At 55.8% G+C, this 16,087-nt stretch carries 15 protein-coding genes; 11 read left to right on the forward strand and 4 right to left on the reverse strand.

All coding sequences use genetic code 11. From position 1 onward, the window contains the following. Window positions 1–70: 70 nt before the first annotated feature. On the reverse strand, window positions 71–2,902 hold the full coding sequence (locus ACU6TU_RS03305) for an insulinase family protein (protein ID WP_447143165.1): 2,832 nt from the start codon (window positions 2,900–2,902) through the stop codon (window positions 71–73). Further along, on the reverse strand, window positions 2,903–3,589 hold the full coding sequence (locus ACU6TU_RS03310) for an SOS response-associated peptidase (protein ID WP_447143166.1): 687 nt from the start codon (window positions 3,587–3,589) through the stop codon (window positions 2,903–2,905). A 238-nt stretch (window positions 3,590–3,827) separates the two neighbouring features. Between ACU6TU_RS03310 and ACU6TU_RS03315 the strand changes: the two genes are divergently transcribed. After that, window positions 3,828–4,442, forward strand: coding sequence for a TetR/AcrR family transcriptional regulator (locus tag ACU6TU_RS03315; protein WP_447143167.1), 615 nt, complete (start codon window positions 3,828–3,830; stop codon window positions 4,440–4,442). Between the two features lie 59 nt (window positions 4,443–4,501). Further along, window positions 4,502–5,128: a 1-acyl-sn-glycerol-3-phosphate acyltransferase gene (locus ACU6TU_RS03320; RefSeq protein ID WP_447144168.1), complete on the forward strand. Its 627-nt coding sequence runs from the start codon at window positions 4,502–4,504 to the stop codon at window positions 5,126–5,128. Window positions 5,129–5,151: 23 nt separating this feature from the next. Here the strand turns inward: ACU6TU_RS03320 and ACU6TU_RS03325 are convergent, their stop codons facing one another. Continuing rightward, on the reverse strand, window positions 5,152–6,426 hold the full coding sequence (locus ACU6TU_RS03325) for an HlyC/CorC family transporter (RefSeq protein ID WP_447143168.1): 1,275 nt from the start codon (window positions 6,424–6,426) through the stop codon (window positions 5,152–5,154). A gap of 114 nt (window positions 6,427–6,540) precedes the next feature. Further along, entirely contained in the window at window positions 6,541–7,341 is an 801-nt protein-coding gene (locus ACU6TU_RS03330; RefSeq protein ID WP_447143169.1) for a cytochrome C assembly family protein, read from the reverse strand. Between the two features lie 296 nt (window positions 7,342–7,637). On the opposite strand from ACU6TU_RS03330, the gene ffh reads away from it, so the two are divergent. The 9 genes from ffh to thrC all read left to right on the forward strand — a co-directional run bounded on the left by ffh (window position 7,638) and on the right by thrC (window position 16,075). Next, complete coding sequence (gene ffh / locus ACU6TU_RS03335; protein ID WP_100819296.1) at window positions 7,638–9,047, forward strand: signal recognition particle protein; 1,410 nt, start codon at window positions 7,638–7,640, stop codon at window positions 9,045–9,047. Between the two features lie 227 nt (window positions 9,048–9,274). Continuing rightward, window positions 9,275–9,523, forward strand: coding sequence for a 30S ribosomal protein S16 (gene rpsP / locus ACU6TU_RS03340; protein ID WP_100819297.1), 249 nt, complete (start codon window positions 9,275–9,277; stop codon window positions 9,521–9,523). Between the two features lie 48 nt (window positions 9,524–9,571). Beyond that, complete coding sequence (gene rimM / locus ACU6TU_RS03345; RefSeq protein WP_447143170.1) at window positions 9,572–10,117, forward strand: ribosome maturation factor RimM; 546 nt, start codon at window positions 9,572–9,574, stop codon at window positions 10,115–10,117. Between the two features lie 66 nt (window positions 10,118–10,183). Further along, the gene (trmD, locus tag ACU6TU_RS03350) at window positions 10,184–10,963 is read left to right on the forward strand and encodes a tRNA (guanosine(37)-N1)-methyltransferase TrmD (protein ID WP_447144169.1); all 780 of its coding nucleotides are present in this window, start codon (window positions 10,184–10,186) and stop codon (window positions 10,961–10,963) included. 138 nt (window positions 10,964–11,101) lie between these two features. Beyond that, a complete protein-coding gene (rplS, locus tag ACU6TU_RS03355) occupies window positions 11,102–11,458 on the forward strand; it encodes a 50S ribosomal protein L19 (RefSeq protein WP_447143171.1) in 357 nt (118 codons plus the stop codon). Between the two features lie 165 nt (window positions 11,459–11,623). After that, window positions 11,624–12,505 carry a site-specific tyrosine recombinase XerD gene (gene xerD, locus ACU6TU_RS03360; RefSeq protein WP_447143172.1) on the forward strand — a complete coding sequence of 294 codons (882 nt, stop codon included), beginning with the start codon at window positions 11,624–11,626 and terminating at the stop codon, window positions 12,503–12,505. An 8-nt stretch (window positions 12,506–12,513) separates the two neighbouring features. Further along, on the forward strand, window positions 12,514–13,251 hold the full coding sequence (locus ACU6TU_RS03365) for a DsbC family protein (RefSeq protein WP_447143173.1): 738 nt from the start codon (window positions 12,514–12,516) through the stop codon (window positions 13,249–13,251). Between the two features lie 114 nt (window positions 13,252–13,365). Then, the gene (locus tag ACU6TU_RS03370; RefSeq protein ID WP_447143174.1) at window positions 13,366–14,682 is read left to right on the forward strand and encodes a homoserine dehydrogenase; all 1,317 of its coding nucleotides are present in this window, start codon (window positions 13,366–13,368) and stop codon (window positions 14,680–14,682) included. A 4-nt stretch (window positions 14,683–14,686) separates the two neighbouring features. Then, window positions 14,687–16,075, forward strand: coding sequence for a threonine synthase (gene thrC, locus ACU6TU_RS03375; RefSeq protein WP_447143175.1), 1,389 nt, complete (start codon window positions 14,687–14,689; stop codon window positions 16,073–16,075). The last annotated feature ends 12 nt before the right edge of the window (window positions 16,076–16,087 follow it).

The raw sequence follows: 16,087 nt of genomic DNA on the forward strand, positions 1-16,087 counted from the left end.
AAGTTGATTGAGAAATACGTTTAACGGGGAACATGCGGGATATTTCCCGTTAAACAGAGATAACGCCGCTTTACTCTGGAAAAGGCGTCAGGGTGTCGCTAAAGGCCGTAATGTCGCTCTTTTCATCACTGGGGTCGAAGCGGATGTCCAGCTGACGCTTACGAAGCGATGACCAGATTTTCTGTAACTCCTCTACTGTGATGTCGAGCGCCAGTTCGGCACGCTCACTCCGCCGGTTAAACGTGACCTCCTTCAACGCTGTTGCCTGCCAGTGACGATTAGCCAGCGCCTCAAGCCTTGTATCCCGTGCTGTCAGACGATCATAGACAGCCTGACGATAAGGCGTCAGCGCGTCATCCTGAAGCTCGCTCAAGCGTTCACCAACCTGATTCAGAAAGGTGTTCATATGCTCGGCGATCTCGGCACTCGGCGTTTCGGGAGATTGCACCAGCATCGCCAGACCGGGAGCTTCAAGTAGTGGCGAATAGCCAGCATTGACGATGTAGCCAAGCTGCTCTTCGGTGCGTAACCGCTGGTAAAACGGGGTTTCCAGCCATTGAGCCAATACGCTGACGGCGGCCTGTTGGCGAAGTGAAGCTTCATTACCCTGCAGATAGCGCAGAACCAATGACTCATCGCGGGTGCTGTCCGGCCGCAAAACGCTGGCACCGACGTTCACCTGCAAAGGCGTGAGTTCACCAATGGCGTCTGCTGTGAGACGTGGACGCAACTGGTCGCGTACCCGCTCAGCCTGCTGTTGTGCCTGTTCGGCGGTGAGGTTGCCGACGGCCATGACATCGACATGCAACGCGTCAAGAAAACGCCGACGGAAGTCTTCCAGGTGCTGGATATTCAGACGTTGGCTTGCCGCCAGCAGCGCATCACTGGACCATTGCGGGCTTAACAAGGCTTCACCCAGGGCGCGTTGTGCCTGGCGAGTCAATGATGACTCCGGGGCGTTGCGCCAGTCGCGCTGCAGCTGATACTTGACGCGTTCGAACGCATTGGCAGAAATGGGCGCACTGGCCAGCTGAGAGAGTGTCTGGTCGATTAGCGGTGTCTGGCCGTCCCGCCAGCCGGAAAAGGCGAGTGTCATGCCTCTGGAATGGGCATAGGCGTTGACGGAATGTCCTGCCAGCCAGGCAGGGTAAAGCGACTCGTTCAGACTGTCGTTCAGCCAGCCAGCCAGAAGGCGTGTCAATACGGCTTCCTCAGCTGAATAACTGGCGCTTGGATGCTGCAGGCTCATGCGCCATTCCACCTTGGGAGTGTTAAAGCGGTCTTCCTGCATATGCCAGGCGCGGAATCCACGGACGTCAACCAGCTTTTCTGGCTGTTCATCACTGCCTTCCAGCAGCGTTAGATCTTCAGCAATAAAGGGGTTGGGGGCTGGGAGGGCAAGACCTGCCAGCACATTGCCTGACGGATGATCATCCGTTTGCTGCCACTCGGTATTGAACCAGGGAGATACCTGCTCGCTGTCAACTTCCGGGCCGGAGTAAACACGGATCAGGTTGTCGGGTGTCAAGGCGCTCAGGTAAGCAAGGTGGCGCTCAAGGTTGAAATTGTCCATGCGGTAAGCCGCGTACTGGACATCTTCGGCAGGATAACGCGACAGGTTCATGGACAGCCGGGTGGCTTCCTGGCTGGGCGCGCCGGGTTGCTGAAAACGGAAGGCCTGTTCGCGTAGATTGGCCTGTTCCTGATAGCGCCATTCGGCCAGACCGTTTTCACGGATGTTGTTGATGGCGGCAAGTAACGTGGCCTGGATATCTTCCAGCCGCTCGGCGCCCTCAGGTGTCAGGCTGACGGACACCGAGAAGAAGGCGTGATTGCCATCGCGCCGACTGACACCAGCTGATAAGCCATCGGCCAGCCCTTCGTCACGTAGTAGGGCTAAGACGCTGCCTTCCCCCTCATCGCCCAGCAGGTGGGAAATGAGCTGGGTCGGTTGGGTCGTGTACTCGCCGATAGGGTCAGGGATTGGGAAGTGAAAGCGTACCTGACGATGTTCCTGAAGTGAGTGACGTTCCAGGTAGATCGGCAGGCTGTCGTCTTCCACGAGAGGAGACGTTATTTCCGTTGGACTGAAGTTGCGATTGGGAATGTCGGCAAAGCGCTTGGCAACCCAGGCTTCCAGCGTGTCAAGCGGCTGAGGGGCAACGATGGCCAGCGTCATGACGTTGGCATCATAGTGCTGGCGATAAAACTCGATAACCCGGTCACGCAAGGAAGGCTCACCCGCCGGGCGATCCGCCAGTGTTTCGCGGCTTCCTACCGAGAAACTCGTCATGGGGTGCTGCGCATTAAGCACTTGGTTCAGAACGTCATTTTCTCGCCGCGATTCGTCGCGAATACGCGCCATATATTCGGAATGAACGATGTTGCGCTCGCTGTCCAGTTTTTCCGCATTGAACAGGGGGGAAAGGAAAAAAGCGCTAAAGCGATCCAGCGCGCCAGGTAACGCTGAGGGCTCTATATCAAAATAGTAGTTGGTGTCCTGAGGCGCGGTAAAGGCGTTGAAGGAACCGGCATTGCGGGCAATATATCCCTGGTAGGCGTCTGGCTCTGGAAAAGGCTCCGTGCCCAGAAACAGCATGTGCTCAAGGAAATGCGCCAGCCCCTGCAAATCTTCCGGGTCCTGAGCGCTGCCGACACGAATGTTCATTGAGGCAGCCGCTTTGTCTGCCTGCGGGTCGCTAACCAGCAACGTCTGCAAGCCATTTTCAAGCGTCAGTATGCGGTAGTGGCGAGCATCATGGGGGCTGACAACGGGAGTCACGATCTCGCTAACGCCATCGGTTGCGCTGGCTTGTGCTAATGGCACATACAGCATGCCCAGCGACAGCAGGGCGGTTGTGGTAAAGGGCTGGCAAGGCGAAAATTGAAAAATACGCAACATTCACGACTCCTCGGTCGAGGCCCATCTTAGCATTGGCCCAATAGGGTGGGCGCAAGCGGGTGACTGATAGGCTGGATTATTGACATGTCTTGATACCGGAAAAGCGCCCAACAGTTCCAACGCGGGGGGCGTCAGTAGCTGTTGAATATCACTTGACTCACTGGCGGGGTGTAGCCAGGTATCCAGTTGCTGCGGCGCAATTACGGCGGGTAGCCGGTCGGTAATCGGTATCAGGCAGGCGTTGGCTGGCACCGTAATCAGCGCCATTGAATCTGTAAAGGCGCTGAGTGTGGTGTGATAGCGACACCATAACCCCGCCAGCAACAATGGAGAGCGCTGGGTATGAGTAATGAGATACGGCTGTTTTCCGCGCGGTTGGGTTTTCCAGGCGTAGAAGCCACTGACGGGCACGGCGCAGCGCCGTACCTGAAGGGCTTCACGAAACATCGGGCGTGAAGTAAGTGATTCCGCGCGGGCACAATGCGGGGCGTTATCGAGTATGTTCAGCCAGGGAGGCGTCAGCCCCCAGAACAGCGTGTTCAGGCAGCGCTGGCCATGCTCCCAGCGAATCGCTGACACACCACGTCGTGGTGCCAGGTTTGGCGAGGCAATAAGAGGTTCCGAGACAGTAAGCTTTGAAAGCCAGTCACTCACTACCATGTCGCGCACGTAGAGTCGGCCTGTCACGTACATCTCCATCTGATGGGGAAAGCAAGGGTATGTTGGTGCAATAATAATCTGCTGTGTTGGCGGCGCCGGAGAGCGGCTCCTGAGTGCTGCGCTGGAATGCGAGACAGTAATTCGCGAAAAGGACGTAAATAGTATCGAAAACAGTGTTTGATATAGGGTATCCTATAACATCCAGTTCTCACGTAACAGCATGTGAGCAGCGTCTTCCTCCCGCAGTAAACCTGAAGAGAATGCCATGGCACGCCCACGACAGCATGCGCCCGATGCCCTCCATGCGCAGGTAATGTACGCCTGTGATAGCTGGTTGGCAGACAAACCCGTTCACGGGTTGTCATTGCGAGCCATTGCCCGTGAAGTGGGCTGTGCACCCAGCACGTTACTCAAACTCTACGGCAGCTTCAATAATCTGCTGCAATATGTCAACGTGGAAACGCTGGCGCAGTTGCAGCATACCATTGTCAACCTGGATACCCATGACCCTGAGCCATGGTTGCGTTCACTGGCGCATGCCTATTGGCAGTTTGCCGAAGAGGCTTGCTACCGTTGGCAGCTGCTGTTTGACTATCCGCTTGCTCAGGAGGGAGAGCTTGATCAGCGTCAAAGCGACCTGATTGAGGCGTTGTTTAGCCAGGTGGAAAACAGCCTGAAACAGTACCAGCCCGCGCTTGATGACCTTGAAGCCCGGCGACTGGGACGAACCCTGTGGGGGAGTGTTCACGGGCTGGTGCAACTGGGGCTCAATGAGCGCCTGGGGTATTGGCAGGGACAGCAGCTGAAAGTGGATGAATTGATTGAGCAGCTGTTAAATACGCTATTGGCAGGGTTACGCCATATTGAGGACGACGCGTGACGCTTGCGCAAGTGAAAACTCGCCGCAGGCTGCGCAAGCTGATTTACGTCCTGGTAAGGATGATCTACCGCCTGCGTATCCGGGGGCGTGAATATATTCCTCTCCACGGCGCGGCGCTCATGGTGTGTAATCACGTCAGCTATATGGATGCGCTGGTGCTGGGTGGGGCGTGCCCGCGTCCTATCCGCTTTGTGATGGACCAGACGATTTTTAACTCACCCGTGTTGAAATGGTGGTTCAAGTGGGTCGGGGTGATTCCGATTGTGGCTGAACGGCGTGATCCAGGGTCACTGCGACGCGCGCTGGATGAAGTCAGTCTGGCACTCTCCAACGGCGAGATTGTCATGGTGTTTCCAGAAGGTAGGTTGACCACCAATGGTGATGTCAGTACGTTTCGGCGTGGTGTCGAAACCATTCTGGCTCGTGATAACGTGCCGGTTGTTCCTGTCGGTCTGGATGGTTTGTGGGGGTCTTGGACGTCCAAAGCAGGTGGTCCTGCCTTTAAAAAGTTTCCACAGCGTTTTCGCGCCCCTGTGACGCTGTATTTTGGTCAACCGATTGATCCGTTAACGATTTCCCACTCATCCGGGCATGAAGTGGCGCTTCGTCGTTATCTGGAATCTCAGGTGCGAAGTCTCAAGGCAGCCGCCCAATCGGACGGCCAGCATAAGATGGTTGAGGGATAGCGCGCCAGTTCAGTGAGATGCGTTTAACGGCGCGGCAAGCGCACCGCTGGCCAGCAGCGTGCCGAGGTGATCAGGTTGTCGCGGATTTCCAGAATTTCCATTCGCGTGGAGCCTATCTGCAGGGAAGCAGGGCCTTCCGGGAAAGATTCCAGGTGCTCAAGAATCAGCCCGTTGAGCGTTTTGGGGCCATCTGTCGGCAGCTTCCAACCCAGTGATTTATTGATTTCACGAATGTTGGCTGTGCCTTCGATGACATGGCTGCCATCCTCCTGCTGATGGATTTCCTGGTCTTCAGACACATCGGTGGTGAATTCCCCGACGATCTCTTCCAGGATGTCTTCCAGCGTCACCAAACCTTCTACATCACCGTATTCATCCACGACAATACCGATGCGGCGCTTCTGCTTCTGAAAGTTCAGTAGCTGTGTGTGCAGCGGCGTTGATTCGGGAATGAAGTAAGGCTCCCGTGCTTCCTGCACGATCGCGGCCTTGGTCACTTCATCGCGGGACAGGAAACGTGCGGCATTGCGCAGATGCAGCATGCCGATGATGTTGTTGATATCCCCTTTGAAGACGGGCAAACGAGTGTGTTGGCTGGTGCGTATCTGGGTCAGGATATCCTCAAGCGAATCATCCAGATCAATCCCCAGCACTTCATGACGCGGCACCATAATGTCGTTAACCGTGACGTTTTCCAGGTCAAGGATCGACAGCAGCATTGTCTGGTGGCGATAGGGAATCATCGTGCCCGCTTCATGCACGACCGTGCGCAGCTCATCGCGGGTCAGGCTGTCACCGCCATTTTCGACACTCTTGACGCCGATAAGTCTTAGCAGACCATTGGAAATCAGGCTGACCAGCAGCACCAGCGGGTAGAGGATCTTCAAAAGCGGTTCAAGGACACGCGAGGCAGGATAAGCGATGCGTTCGGGCTGGATGGCCGCATAGGTCTTGGGAGTGACTTCGGCAAAAATAAGGATGATGATGGTCAGTAGCAATGTCGCCAGGGCCGGGCCGGTCACTTCACCAAAAAAATGAATGGCAATAATAGTGGCAATTGAGGCTGCCAGATTATTGATGAAATTGTTGCCAATCAGAATGACGCCAATCAATCGGTCTGGGCGTGATAGCAGGCGCAACACGCGCTGGGCGCGAGGGTCACCACTATTCGCCTGATGGCTCAGGCGGTAGCGGTTGATCGACATCATGCCGGTTTCAGAGCTCGAAAAAAAAGCAGACAGTATAATCAGTAGGGCGAGTAGTCCGAACAGTAACCCCAAAGGGAAGTCGTCGCTCAAGTTGAAAAGTCCTTTATCGCTGGGTAATCGATTTTCAGAAGTTAACGCGCCATCTGTCAAGAAAACTCGTGTTTCTTATGGCAAGTTCAAGGGCGTCTAGCGAGCACAAGGGCATCATCTGGCGCCAAGAAGAAATTCCAGTACAAATTTACTGCCAAAATAGGCCAGAATCAGAAAGGCACCGCCTGCCAGCGTCCACTTGACCGCTCGCATGCCACGCCATCCAAAGCGATAGCGGCCAATCAGCAGGGTTGTGAAGATCAGCCAGGCCGTGATGGAAAGCACCGTTTTGTGGGCGAGATGCTGGGCAAACAGGCTATCCAGAAACAGGAATCCGCTGATGATCGACAGGGTAAGCAGTAATACGCCCGCCCAGACCAGTTCGAACAGAACCCGCTCCATGGTGGTGAGGGGCGGTAACGACTGCACAATGCCACGGATATGGTGATGACGAAGCGCCTGGTTCTGTAAACCAACCAATACCGCCTGCGCTGCGGCAATAGCAATAATGGCAAATGCCAATGCTGAACTTACCGCATGCAGAAGAATGCCGGGCGTAAGCCCTGTTGTGCTACCTGAGCTGGGTAGGTTCGCCGCTGCCAACAATGCGATACCGGCAAGCGGGAATAGCGCCACACCGGCATTGATAATCGGTTTGAAAAGACTGGCAACGAGCACCACATTAACGGCAACGGCCATAAATAACGTCACGCTGGTAGTGAAGCCCGGCAGAAAGCCAGGCGACTGTCCGAGTAACTTGATCACCAGCGGAATGTGCAGCAAAAGCCCTGCGGTGGCGAGCAGCCGCACCAGTACGGGGCGGGCAGGGACGCGCCTCAGAAGGGATAACCCTTGCCAGAGTGCGGCAGCAATATAAAGTACAAAAGCAATAGTGGCGAAAGGCAGCGCCTGCATGATGCTATCCGTGCGCAGTGAAGCGAGTTGATAAAATACGGTTTAATTCAGCGTAAAGCATGTCAACCAAGGCGAAAGGCCAGAAACGCCCAGACAGATGGCCTTCAGACATGCCGCCAAGGTGAATGCCAGCCTGCCTACTATAACCAATCCTTTCCGCTGCGCACAGTCGCCTGGCATTAAACGTGCGAAGCGCTTGATGCCCCATGGAGACTCACGGCGTCAGCGCGTATAATCATTATATCCATGTCCACGGTGCTTGCGCCGGGTGACCACGACGGAGGCAGAGAGGCCCCATGTTTCAGAATCTTAGTGAGCGTCTTTCCCAGACGTTGAAGTCGATCAAGGGTCAGGCGCGCCTGACCGATGACAATATCCAGTCCACACTGCGAGAAGTGCGTCGTGCGTTACTGGAAGCCGATGTTGCCCTACCGGTAGTCAAGGATTTTATCGAGCGCGTACGTGAGCGGGCCGTGGGTCAGGAAGTATCAAAAAGCCTTTCCCCGGGGCAGCAGTTCGTCAAGATTGTTCAGCAGGAGTTGGAAGCCACGATGGGCGAGGCCAATGAAGGCCTGACGCTCAAAGGGTCGCCAGCGGTAGTGTTGATGGCAGGTTTGCAGGGGGCGGGTAAAACGACCTCGGTGGCCAAGCTGGCCCGTTACCTGCGCGAGCGTGAAAAGAAAAAGGTACTGGTGGTCTCTGCCGATGTTTATCGCCCGGCGGCGATTGACCAGCTGGAGACGTTGGCCAAGGAAGTGGACGTTGAGTTTTTCCCGTCACGTTCTGACCAGAAGCCGGTCGATATCGCCATGGCGGCCATCAAGCATGCCAGAATACAGTTTCATGACGTGCTGCTGGTAGATACCGCTGGCCGCCTCGCCATCGATGAAGCCATGATGGCGGAAATACAGGCTCTGCATACGGCGATTGCTCCGCAGGAAACCCTGTTCGTGGTTGACGCCATGACCGGTCAGGATGCGGTTAATACCGCCAAAGCCTTCAATGAAGCATTGCCGCTGACCGGTGTGATTCTGACCAAGGCGGACGGTGACGCCCGTGGCGGTGCGGCGCTTTCCGTGCGCCATGTGACCGGCAAACCGATCAAGTTTATGGGGGTCGGTGAGAAAGTCGATGCCCTGGAACCCTTCCACCCGGATCGCGTGGCATCACGCATTCTGGGGATGGGCGACATGCTGTCGCTGATCGAGGAAGCCGAGCGCACGGTCGATAAATCCAAGGCTGAACAGCTGGCCAAAAAGGTCAAAAAAGGCGACGGCTTTGACCTGGAAGATTTCCGTGACCAGCTTCAGCAGCTCAAAAAAATGGGCGGCATGGGCGGTCTGATGGGTAAGCTGCCGGGCATGGGCCAGATGGCCGAGATGGCGCAAGGGCCAGGGCCAGAGAAAGAGCTTGGCAAGCTGGAAGCCTTGATTAACTCCATGACACCCAAGGAACGCCGCAAGCCGGATATCATCACTGGGTCGCGCAAGCGCCGGATTGCGGCGGGGGCGGGCCTGCAAGTGCCTGACCTGAACCGCCTGCTGAAGCAACACAAGCAGATGCAGAAAATGATGAAGAAAGCGGGTAAAAAGGGCGGCATGCAGAAAATGATGCGCGGTATGTCAGGCATGATGGGGGGCCAAGGGCCGGGCGGCCCTGGTGGCATGGGAGGAATGGGCGGCCCGGGCGGTATGCCCAGACGCTAGTTTTCGCTTGTTGAGGCTTTCCAAATAGCCCGCATTTGCGTAGAATACTGCCTCTTCATGCGTGGGGGTGTGCCTGCTATACGCCACTTTCACCGCCATGGGGGCTTAAACACGATTTTGTATCGTTGATCGATTTTATATCGTTGATCGTTTATATCGTTGATATAGAGGTGCACAACCGCAGTGGTTTGGCTCTCTCGTAACCTCAACCGAAGGATAGTTATCGTATGGTTACCATTCGTTTGGCACGTGGTGGCGCCAAGAAGCGTCCCTTTTACCACCTAACCGTGACAGATTCGCGTAATGCTCGCGATGGTCGCTTTATCGAGCGTATCGGCTTCTTCAACCCGGTTGCCCGTGGTCAGGAAGAGCGTCTGCGCGTTGATCTGGAGCGCGTTGCTCACTGGCAGAGCCACGGCGCACAGCTGTCTGGCCGTGTTGCTGAGCTGGTTAAAGAAGCACGTAAACAGGCGTAAGCCTGTCGTAGCGCTTTGGCGCTATTAGCTGTTGAACTGAGGTCGTCAATGACGCAAATCGCAACACAGCAATCAGACGACACACATGTGGTGCTCGGCAAGCTGACCAGCCCCTATGGGGTGAAAGGTTGGTTGAAGGTGTATGCCTACACGAGCCCGATCGACAGCATTTTTGATTACCCTGAATGGTGGATTCGCCAAGGTGAATCGCTTAAACGACTCAGCGTGATTCAGGGGCGTCGGCAAGGAAAAGGGTTAGTGGTTCAGCTTAAAGGCATTGATGACCGCAGCGCAGCTGAAACGTTAGCGCAAGCGGATATCGTTATGCCGAAATCCGAGCTGCCCGAGCTTTCCGACGAAGATTACTATTGGCACGAACTCGAAGGGCTGACGGTCTATACGCAGGCTGACGAGTGCTTGGGACAGATACGCTATCTGTTCGAAACCGGTGCCAACGATGTCATGGTTGTGCGTGGTGATCAGAATGCCATCGACAAACGTGAACGCCTGTTGCCTTATCTGCCCGGTGACGTTGTTATTGAGGTAGATCTGAAGGCGCAGCGTATGACAGTGGACTGGGACCCGGAATTTTGAGCGAAAAGTTTTGAGTGAAAAGTTTTGAGTGATCAGTTTCCTGAAAATGACGCAAGCGTTCCGGCGATGTGGATCGGTGTTGTTTCCCTGTTTCCCGAGATGTTTACTGCTTTAACGCAGCATGGAGTGACAGGGCGGGCGGTAGAAAAACAGCAGATTGCGCTGGAGTTCTGGAACCCGCGGGACTACGCCACAGATCGTCATCGCAGTGTTGATGATCGCCCCTACGGCGGTGGGCCGGGCATGTTGATGAAGGTTGATACCTTGCGCGGTGCAATTTCCGATGCGCGTCAACGTGCGTGGCAGGCGACAGGTAAGCCGCCAACGGTGATCTATCTTTCGCCCCAGGGGCGCAGGCTGGATCAGACCGGTGTGCAGCATCTGGCGCAAAGCAGCCCACTGATTGTGGTGGCGGGACGCTATGAGGGCATCGACGAGCGTATCGTCGAACATGATATCGATGAAGAATGGTCAATTGGTGACTATGTGCTAAGCGGTGGTGAACTGCCAGCCATGGTACTGATTGATGCGGCGGCAAGGCTGATTCCCGGCGTGTTGGGGCATCAGGATTCCGCCGTCGAAGACTCGTTTAACGACGGTCTGCTGGATTGCCCGCACTACACGCGCCCGGAAGAAATTGACGGGCGACAGGTGCCGGATGTGCTGCTAAGCGGCAATCATGCTGCGATAAAACGCTGGCGCATGAAGCAATCTTTGGGGCGTACCTGGCAGCGACGGCCTGATCTTCTGGAAGGTCGCGTGCTGGATAAGGCTCAGCAGACGTTGCTGGATGAGTTTATCGAGGAATACGCCAGAAAGGCGGCGGTGCAGGGCGAAGACCACTAGCGGTTCCTTATGTTGCTAGGTCTTGCGGACCTGTGTCACCCATGACGACTCCCGGGCAGCTTATCTTGAGCGCCGGGATCACGGCTTCCGCCATCCACGACAGAGCGGTTAAGCCAACTGATATTTCAGGAGTAGATTATGAGCAGTAAGAACAAAGTGATCCAGGCGCTTGAGAGCGAGCAGATGAGCAAGGAAATTCCTGCTTTTTCACCGGGTGACACCATCGTCGTCCAGGTTAAAGTCAAGGAAGGTACTCGCGAGCGTCTGCAGGCGTTTGAAGGCGTTGTTATCGGTAAGCGTAATCGCGGCCTGAACTCTGCTTTCACTGTGCGTAAAATTTCCCACGGTGTTGGTGTTGAGCGTACCTTCCAGACTTATAGCCCGCTGGTCGATTCCATTGAGATCAAGCGTCGCGGTGATGTTCGTCAGGCGAAACTGTACTACCTCCGTGAGCGTAGTGGTAAGTCTGCACGTATCAAGGAAAAGCTGTCTTAAAAGCTGCCTTGATAAAAACGGTCTTGATATCTGTTCAGTGGTGCTTGCATGGCAGGCTGCCGCCCGGATATTGATAGCCAGTACGTTGACCCCGTCACCGCTTTGCGGGGCGGGGTTTTATTTTATTGGCATCCGTCACCGGGTGATGACCAGGGCAGTTAACGTATGGAACTGATTGACGCGTTTCTGGATGCGCTGTGGCTGGAGCGGGGGGCAAGTGACAATACACTGGCCGCGTACCGGCGTGACCTGTTGGCCTGGCAGGCGCATTTGGCAACGCAGGGTGAAACGCTGAGTGCACCGGCGTCAACGCAACTTGTCGCCTGGTTTGATCAGCGTCGCGCCGAGGGATATCAGCTGCGCAGTAATGCTCGTCTGTTATCCAGCTTGCGCAGTTTTTATCGCTGGGCGCGCTTGAATGGTTATGTCGATAGTGACCCTCTGGCGACCATCCGTCTGCCCCGTGTCACCCCCGGTTTGCCAAATACCCTGGAGGAGGCCGAGGTTGATCGTCTGCTTCAGGCACCGGATACTGGTACCCCGCTGGGCGTGCGCGACCGTGCCATGCTGGAATTATTGTATGCCTGTGGCTTGCGCGTGTCCGAGCTAGTAGGCTTGACACTTGATGCGTTGAATTTGCGCCAGGGAGTGGTGAGAGTGCGTGGTAAAGGAGATAAGGATCGTCTTGTGCCTCTTGGAGAGGAGGCCGTTGCCTGGTTGGAGCGTTATCTGCGCACCGCACGTAATGAGCTGATGTCGGACCCGATGCGTCCGGCACTGTTTCCCGGCAGGGCCAACCGTCCGATGACCCGCCAAACCTTCTGGCATCGCATCAAAGCCCATGCAGTCACCGCCGGTATCAGCAAACCGCTTTCACCCCATACGCTGCGCCATGCCTTTGCTACGCATTTATTGAATCATGGGGCCAATCTGAGGGTCGTACAGTTGTTGCTGGGCCACAGTGACCTATCGACAACGCAAATTTATACGCACGTGGCTCAGGCGCGCCTGGAAAGCTTGCATGCTCATCACCATCCAAGAGGTTGAAAAGGACTATGCGACGTCTCACGATATTACCCCTGCTGCTGGGAAGTGTGTTTTTATCCGCCACGGCGGCAGCGCAATCCGTTCCGGAATCGCTCGCTGAGACACTGAGTATCAATGGCGAGCCGATGCCAGTGGAAAATGTCAGTGTCACGCCGATGGACGGCATTTATCAGGTACAGCTGACCAATGGTGAGTCGTTTTACGCCAATGCCGATGGCAGCTACTTTCTGGTTGGTGATCTCTACGCCAATCAGGAGAGTGGGCTGGTTAACCTGACAGAGCAGGCGCGCAATCAGGAGCGGGCGGAAGTGATTGCATCGATCTCTGAAGAAGATCGCATTGTGTTTCGCGGAGTGGATGAGCCAAAAGCGACCATCGTCGTGTTCACTGATACCAGCTGCCCATACTGCACGCGCCTGCACGAGACGGTGCCCGAGCTTAACGAGGCTGGCGTTGCCGTGCATTATGTGGCCTTCCCGCGTAGCGGTATGAACAGTGAGGCAGCCCGCGTGATGCAACAGGTTTGGTGTGCCGAAAACCGCCAGGAAGCATTGACGAGCGCCAAGCAGGGGGAATCACTTTCGGGCAGCGCCAGCTGTGATAATCCGGTAGCATCGCAATACCAGCTAGGCATTGCGCTGGGCGTTCAGGGAACACCAGCCATTGTATTGCCGGATGGCAAGCTGGTGCCAGGTTTTATGCCGGCAGAGCGCCTGATCGGTATGCTTGGGCTGGACGAAGAATAAGTGGCTGTCAGCGAGAGATAACGCACTGCTCGTAGGCTGACGCCCTGTTATGATACTGAAAGATACGCTGTGACAGGCACCTGCGGGTGCACGATGAAAAAAAGGGGAATTATTTTGAAACCGGTGAGAGTAGGCATTTGTGGTTTGGGTACGGTCGGTGGCGGCACCTTTAATGTATTGACACGTAATGCGGACGATATTGCCCGCCGTGCGGGTCGTCCTATTGTTATTGAACAGGTAGGGCATCGTAGCATTCACCCGAACTGCGACATCACCGGCATCAAGGCAACCACGGATGTGTTTGAAGTCGCCCGCAACCCTGATGTGGATGTGGTCGTTGAGCTGATCGGCGGCTACGACATCGCGCGTCAACTGGTGCTCACCGCGATTGAAAACGGCAAGCATGTTGTGACAGCCAACAAGGCGTTGATTGCTGTGCACGGTAATGAAATCTTTCAGGCGGCCCACGAAAAAGGCGTCATTGTTGCCTTTGAAGCCGCCGTTGCAGGTGGCATTCCGGTGATCAAGTCGCTGCGTGAAGGGCTGGGTGCCAATCGGATCGAATGGGTCGCCGGTATTATCAATGGGACAGGGAACTACATCCTGACCCATATGCGCGATGAAGGTCGTGCCTTTGAAGACGTGCTGGCTGAAGCGCAGGCGCTGGGCTACGCCGAGTCTGATCCGACCTTTGACGTGGAAGGCATTGATGCCGCTCATAAGCTGACCATTCTGGCCTCGATTGCTTATGGGGTGCCGCTGCAGTTCGAAAAAGCCTATACCGAAGGTATTTCACGGATTACCGCTGAAGATGTCGAGCAGGCAGATAACCTGGGCTATATCATTAAGCACCTGGGGATCTCCAAGCGCACCGAGCAGGGGCTGGAACTGCGCGTTCATCCTGCTCTGATACCGAAAGAGCGCCTGCTGGCCAACGTTCATGGCGTCAAAAATGCCATTGAAGTGATGGGCGATGCCGTGGGGCCAACGCTTTATTACGGTGCCGGTGCGGGGGCGGAACCGACCGCCTCAGCGGTGGTGGCAGACATTCTCGATGTGGCCCGTGACATTGCCACCGACCACCATTATCGCGTGCCTTACCTGGCCTTCAGTGGTGTCGGGCAGGATATCAACGCGGTGCCGATCATGCCGATGGAGGAGATCACTTCAGCGTATTATCTGCGCCTGCTGGCCGTGGATCGCCCGGGTGTATTGGCGCGCGTCGCGACCATTCTCTCTGAGAAAGGAATCTCCATCGAAGCCCTGATCCAGAAAGAATCGCCGGATGGTGACCTGGTGCCGATTATCCTGATGACCCATCGCACCAAGGAAAAGCAGATGAATGAAGCCATGCGTGAAATTGAATCCATGGCGGATATTCCCGGCACGGTTACACGGATTCGTGTTGAAAGCCTGGACGAAGGAGAGTAAAGCCATGCGTTACGTCAGTACTCGTGGGCAAGCGCCCGCACTGTCGTTTGAAGAGGTGGTGCTCACCGGGATGGCTAGCGATGGCGGTCTTTATGTGCCCGAAACGCTGCCGCACTTTTCTAAGCAGGAGCTGGCCGATATGGCCGGCCTTTCCTACGCGGAAATTGCCTTTCGGGTGATGAAGCCGTTTGTGAACGGTGAAATCGATGACGATACCTTCCGTGGGCTGGTCACTGATGCGTACGCCACGTTCAATCATGATGCCGTGGTGCCGTTGAAGCAGCTGGATGCCAATCACTTCCTGCTTGAGCAGTTCCATGGCCCGACGCTGGCCTTCAAGGATGTCGCCCTGCAGCTGCTTGGGCGGCTGCTGGATCACTTTCTGAAAAAGCGTAATGAGCGTGCGGTTATTATGGGCGCCACCTCCGGGGATACGGGGTCGGCCGCGATCGAAGGCTGTCGCCATTGCGATAACCTGGATATTTTTATCCTGCACCCGCATAACCGTGTTTCTGAAGTGCAGCGTCGTCAGATGACCACCGTGCTGGCGAATAACGTCTTTAACGTTGCGATCGAAGGCAACTTCGACGATGCCCAGGCCATGGTCAAGGCCAGCTTTGCCAATCAGGACTTCCTCAATGGCACACGCCTGGTCGCAGTAAATTCGATTAACTGGGCGCGCATCATGGCGCAGATCGTTTATTACGTCGCGGCAGGTGTTGCGCTGGGTGCCCCGCATCGTGATATCAGCTTCTGTGTACCATCGGCCAATTTCGGTAACGTCTTTGCCGGTTATATGGCTTACAAAATGGGGTTGCCGGTCAAACAGTTCATTATTGCCACCAACGCCAACGATATTTTGCATCGCACCCTGACCGCTAATGATTTCTCCAAGCGCGAACTCGAAGCGACGCTGGCACCGTCGATGGATATCGTGGTGTCGTCCAACTTCGAGCGTCTGCTGTTTGATGCTTACGAGCGCGATGGTCTTGCGGTGGCTGAGCTGCTGGAACGTTTCCAGAAGGAACCCACGGCACTGGCCGATGCGCCGCTGGCGGCGCTGCGCGAGAAGTTTGCCAGCCACAGTGTGGATGATGCCACGATTCTGGAAGTGATTCGCGAAGCGCATCAGCGTACCGGTGAAATTCTCGACCCGCACACGGCCACAGGATACCGCGCGGCAGAGCGTGCGCGTGCCGACCAGTCGACGCCGGTTGTCACACTGGCAACGGCGCATCCCGCCAAGTTTGCCGAAGCTGTCGTCAAGGCCGGTTTCCAAGGCGTCCCCTTGCCAACGCATATGGATGACCTGCTGGAGCGGGAAGAGCGCTACAGCGTGCTGCCAGCAACGCTTGAAGCGGTTCAGCAGTTCGTAGTGGATAACCGGCGCTGAGTCGTTCGCAGG

This window comes from Halomonas sp. LS-001 (assembly GCF_052983955.1).

Excerpts from the sequence above, each read along its gene's own strand:
- ACU6TU_RS03305 (WP_447143165.1), bottom strand. The coding sequence starts at position 2,902 with ATGTTGCGTATTTTTCAATTTTCGCCTTGCCAGCCCTTTACCACAACC.
- ACU6TU_RS03315 (WP_447143167.1), top strand. The coding sequence starts at position 3,828 with ATGGCACGCCCACGACAGCATGCGCCCGATGCCCTCCATGCGCAGGTA.
- ACU6TU_RS03320 (WP_447144168.1), top strand. The coding sequence starts at position 4,502 with ATGATCTACCGCCTGCGTATCCGGGGGCGTGAATATATTCCTCTCCAC.
- ACU6TU_RS03330 (WP_447143169.1), bottom strand. The coding sequence starts at position 7,341 with ATGCAGGCGCTGCCTTTCGCCACTATTGCTTTTGTACTTTATATTGCT.
- ffh (WP_100819296.1), top strand. The coding sequence starts at position 7,638 with ATGTTTCAGAATCTTAGTGAGCGTCTTTCCCAGACGTTGAAGTCGATC.
- rpsP (WP_100819297.1), top strand. The coding sequence starts at position 9,275 with ATGGTTACCATTCGTTTGGCACGTGGTGGCGCCAAGAAGCGTCCCTTT.
- rimM (WP_447143170.1), top strand. The coding sequence starts at position 9,572 with ATGACGCAAATCGCAACACAGCAATCAGACGACACACATGTGGTGCTC.
- trmD (WP_447144169.1), top strand. The coding sequence starts at position 10,184 with ATGTGGATCGGTGTTGTTTCCCTGTTTCCCGAGATGTTTACTGCTTTA.
- rplS (WP_447143171.1), top strand. The coding sequence starts at position 11,102 with ATGAGCAGTAAGAACAAAGTGATCCAGGCGCTTGAGAGCGAGCAGATG.
- xerD (WP_447143172.1), top strand. The coding sequence starts at position 11,624 with ATGGAACTGATTGACGCGTTTCTGGATGCGCTGTGGCTGGAGCGGGGG.
- ACU6TU_RS03365 (WP_447143173.1), top strand. The coding sequence starts at position 12,514 with ATGCGACGTCTCACGATATTACCCCTGCTGCTGGGAAGTGTGTTTTTA.
- thrC (WP_447143175.1), top strand. The coding sequence starts at position 14,687 with ATGCGTTACGTCAGTACTCGTGGGCAAGCGCCCGCACTGTCGTTTGAA.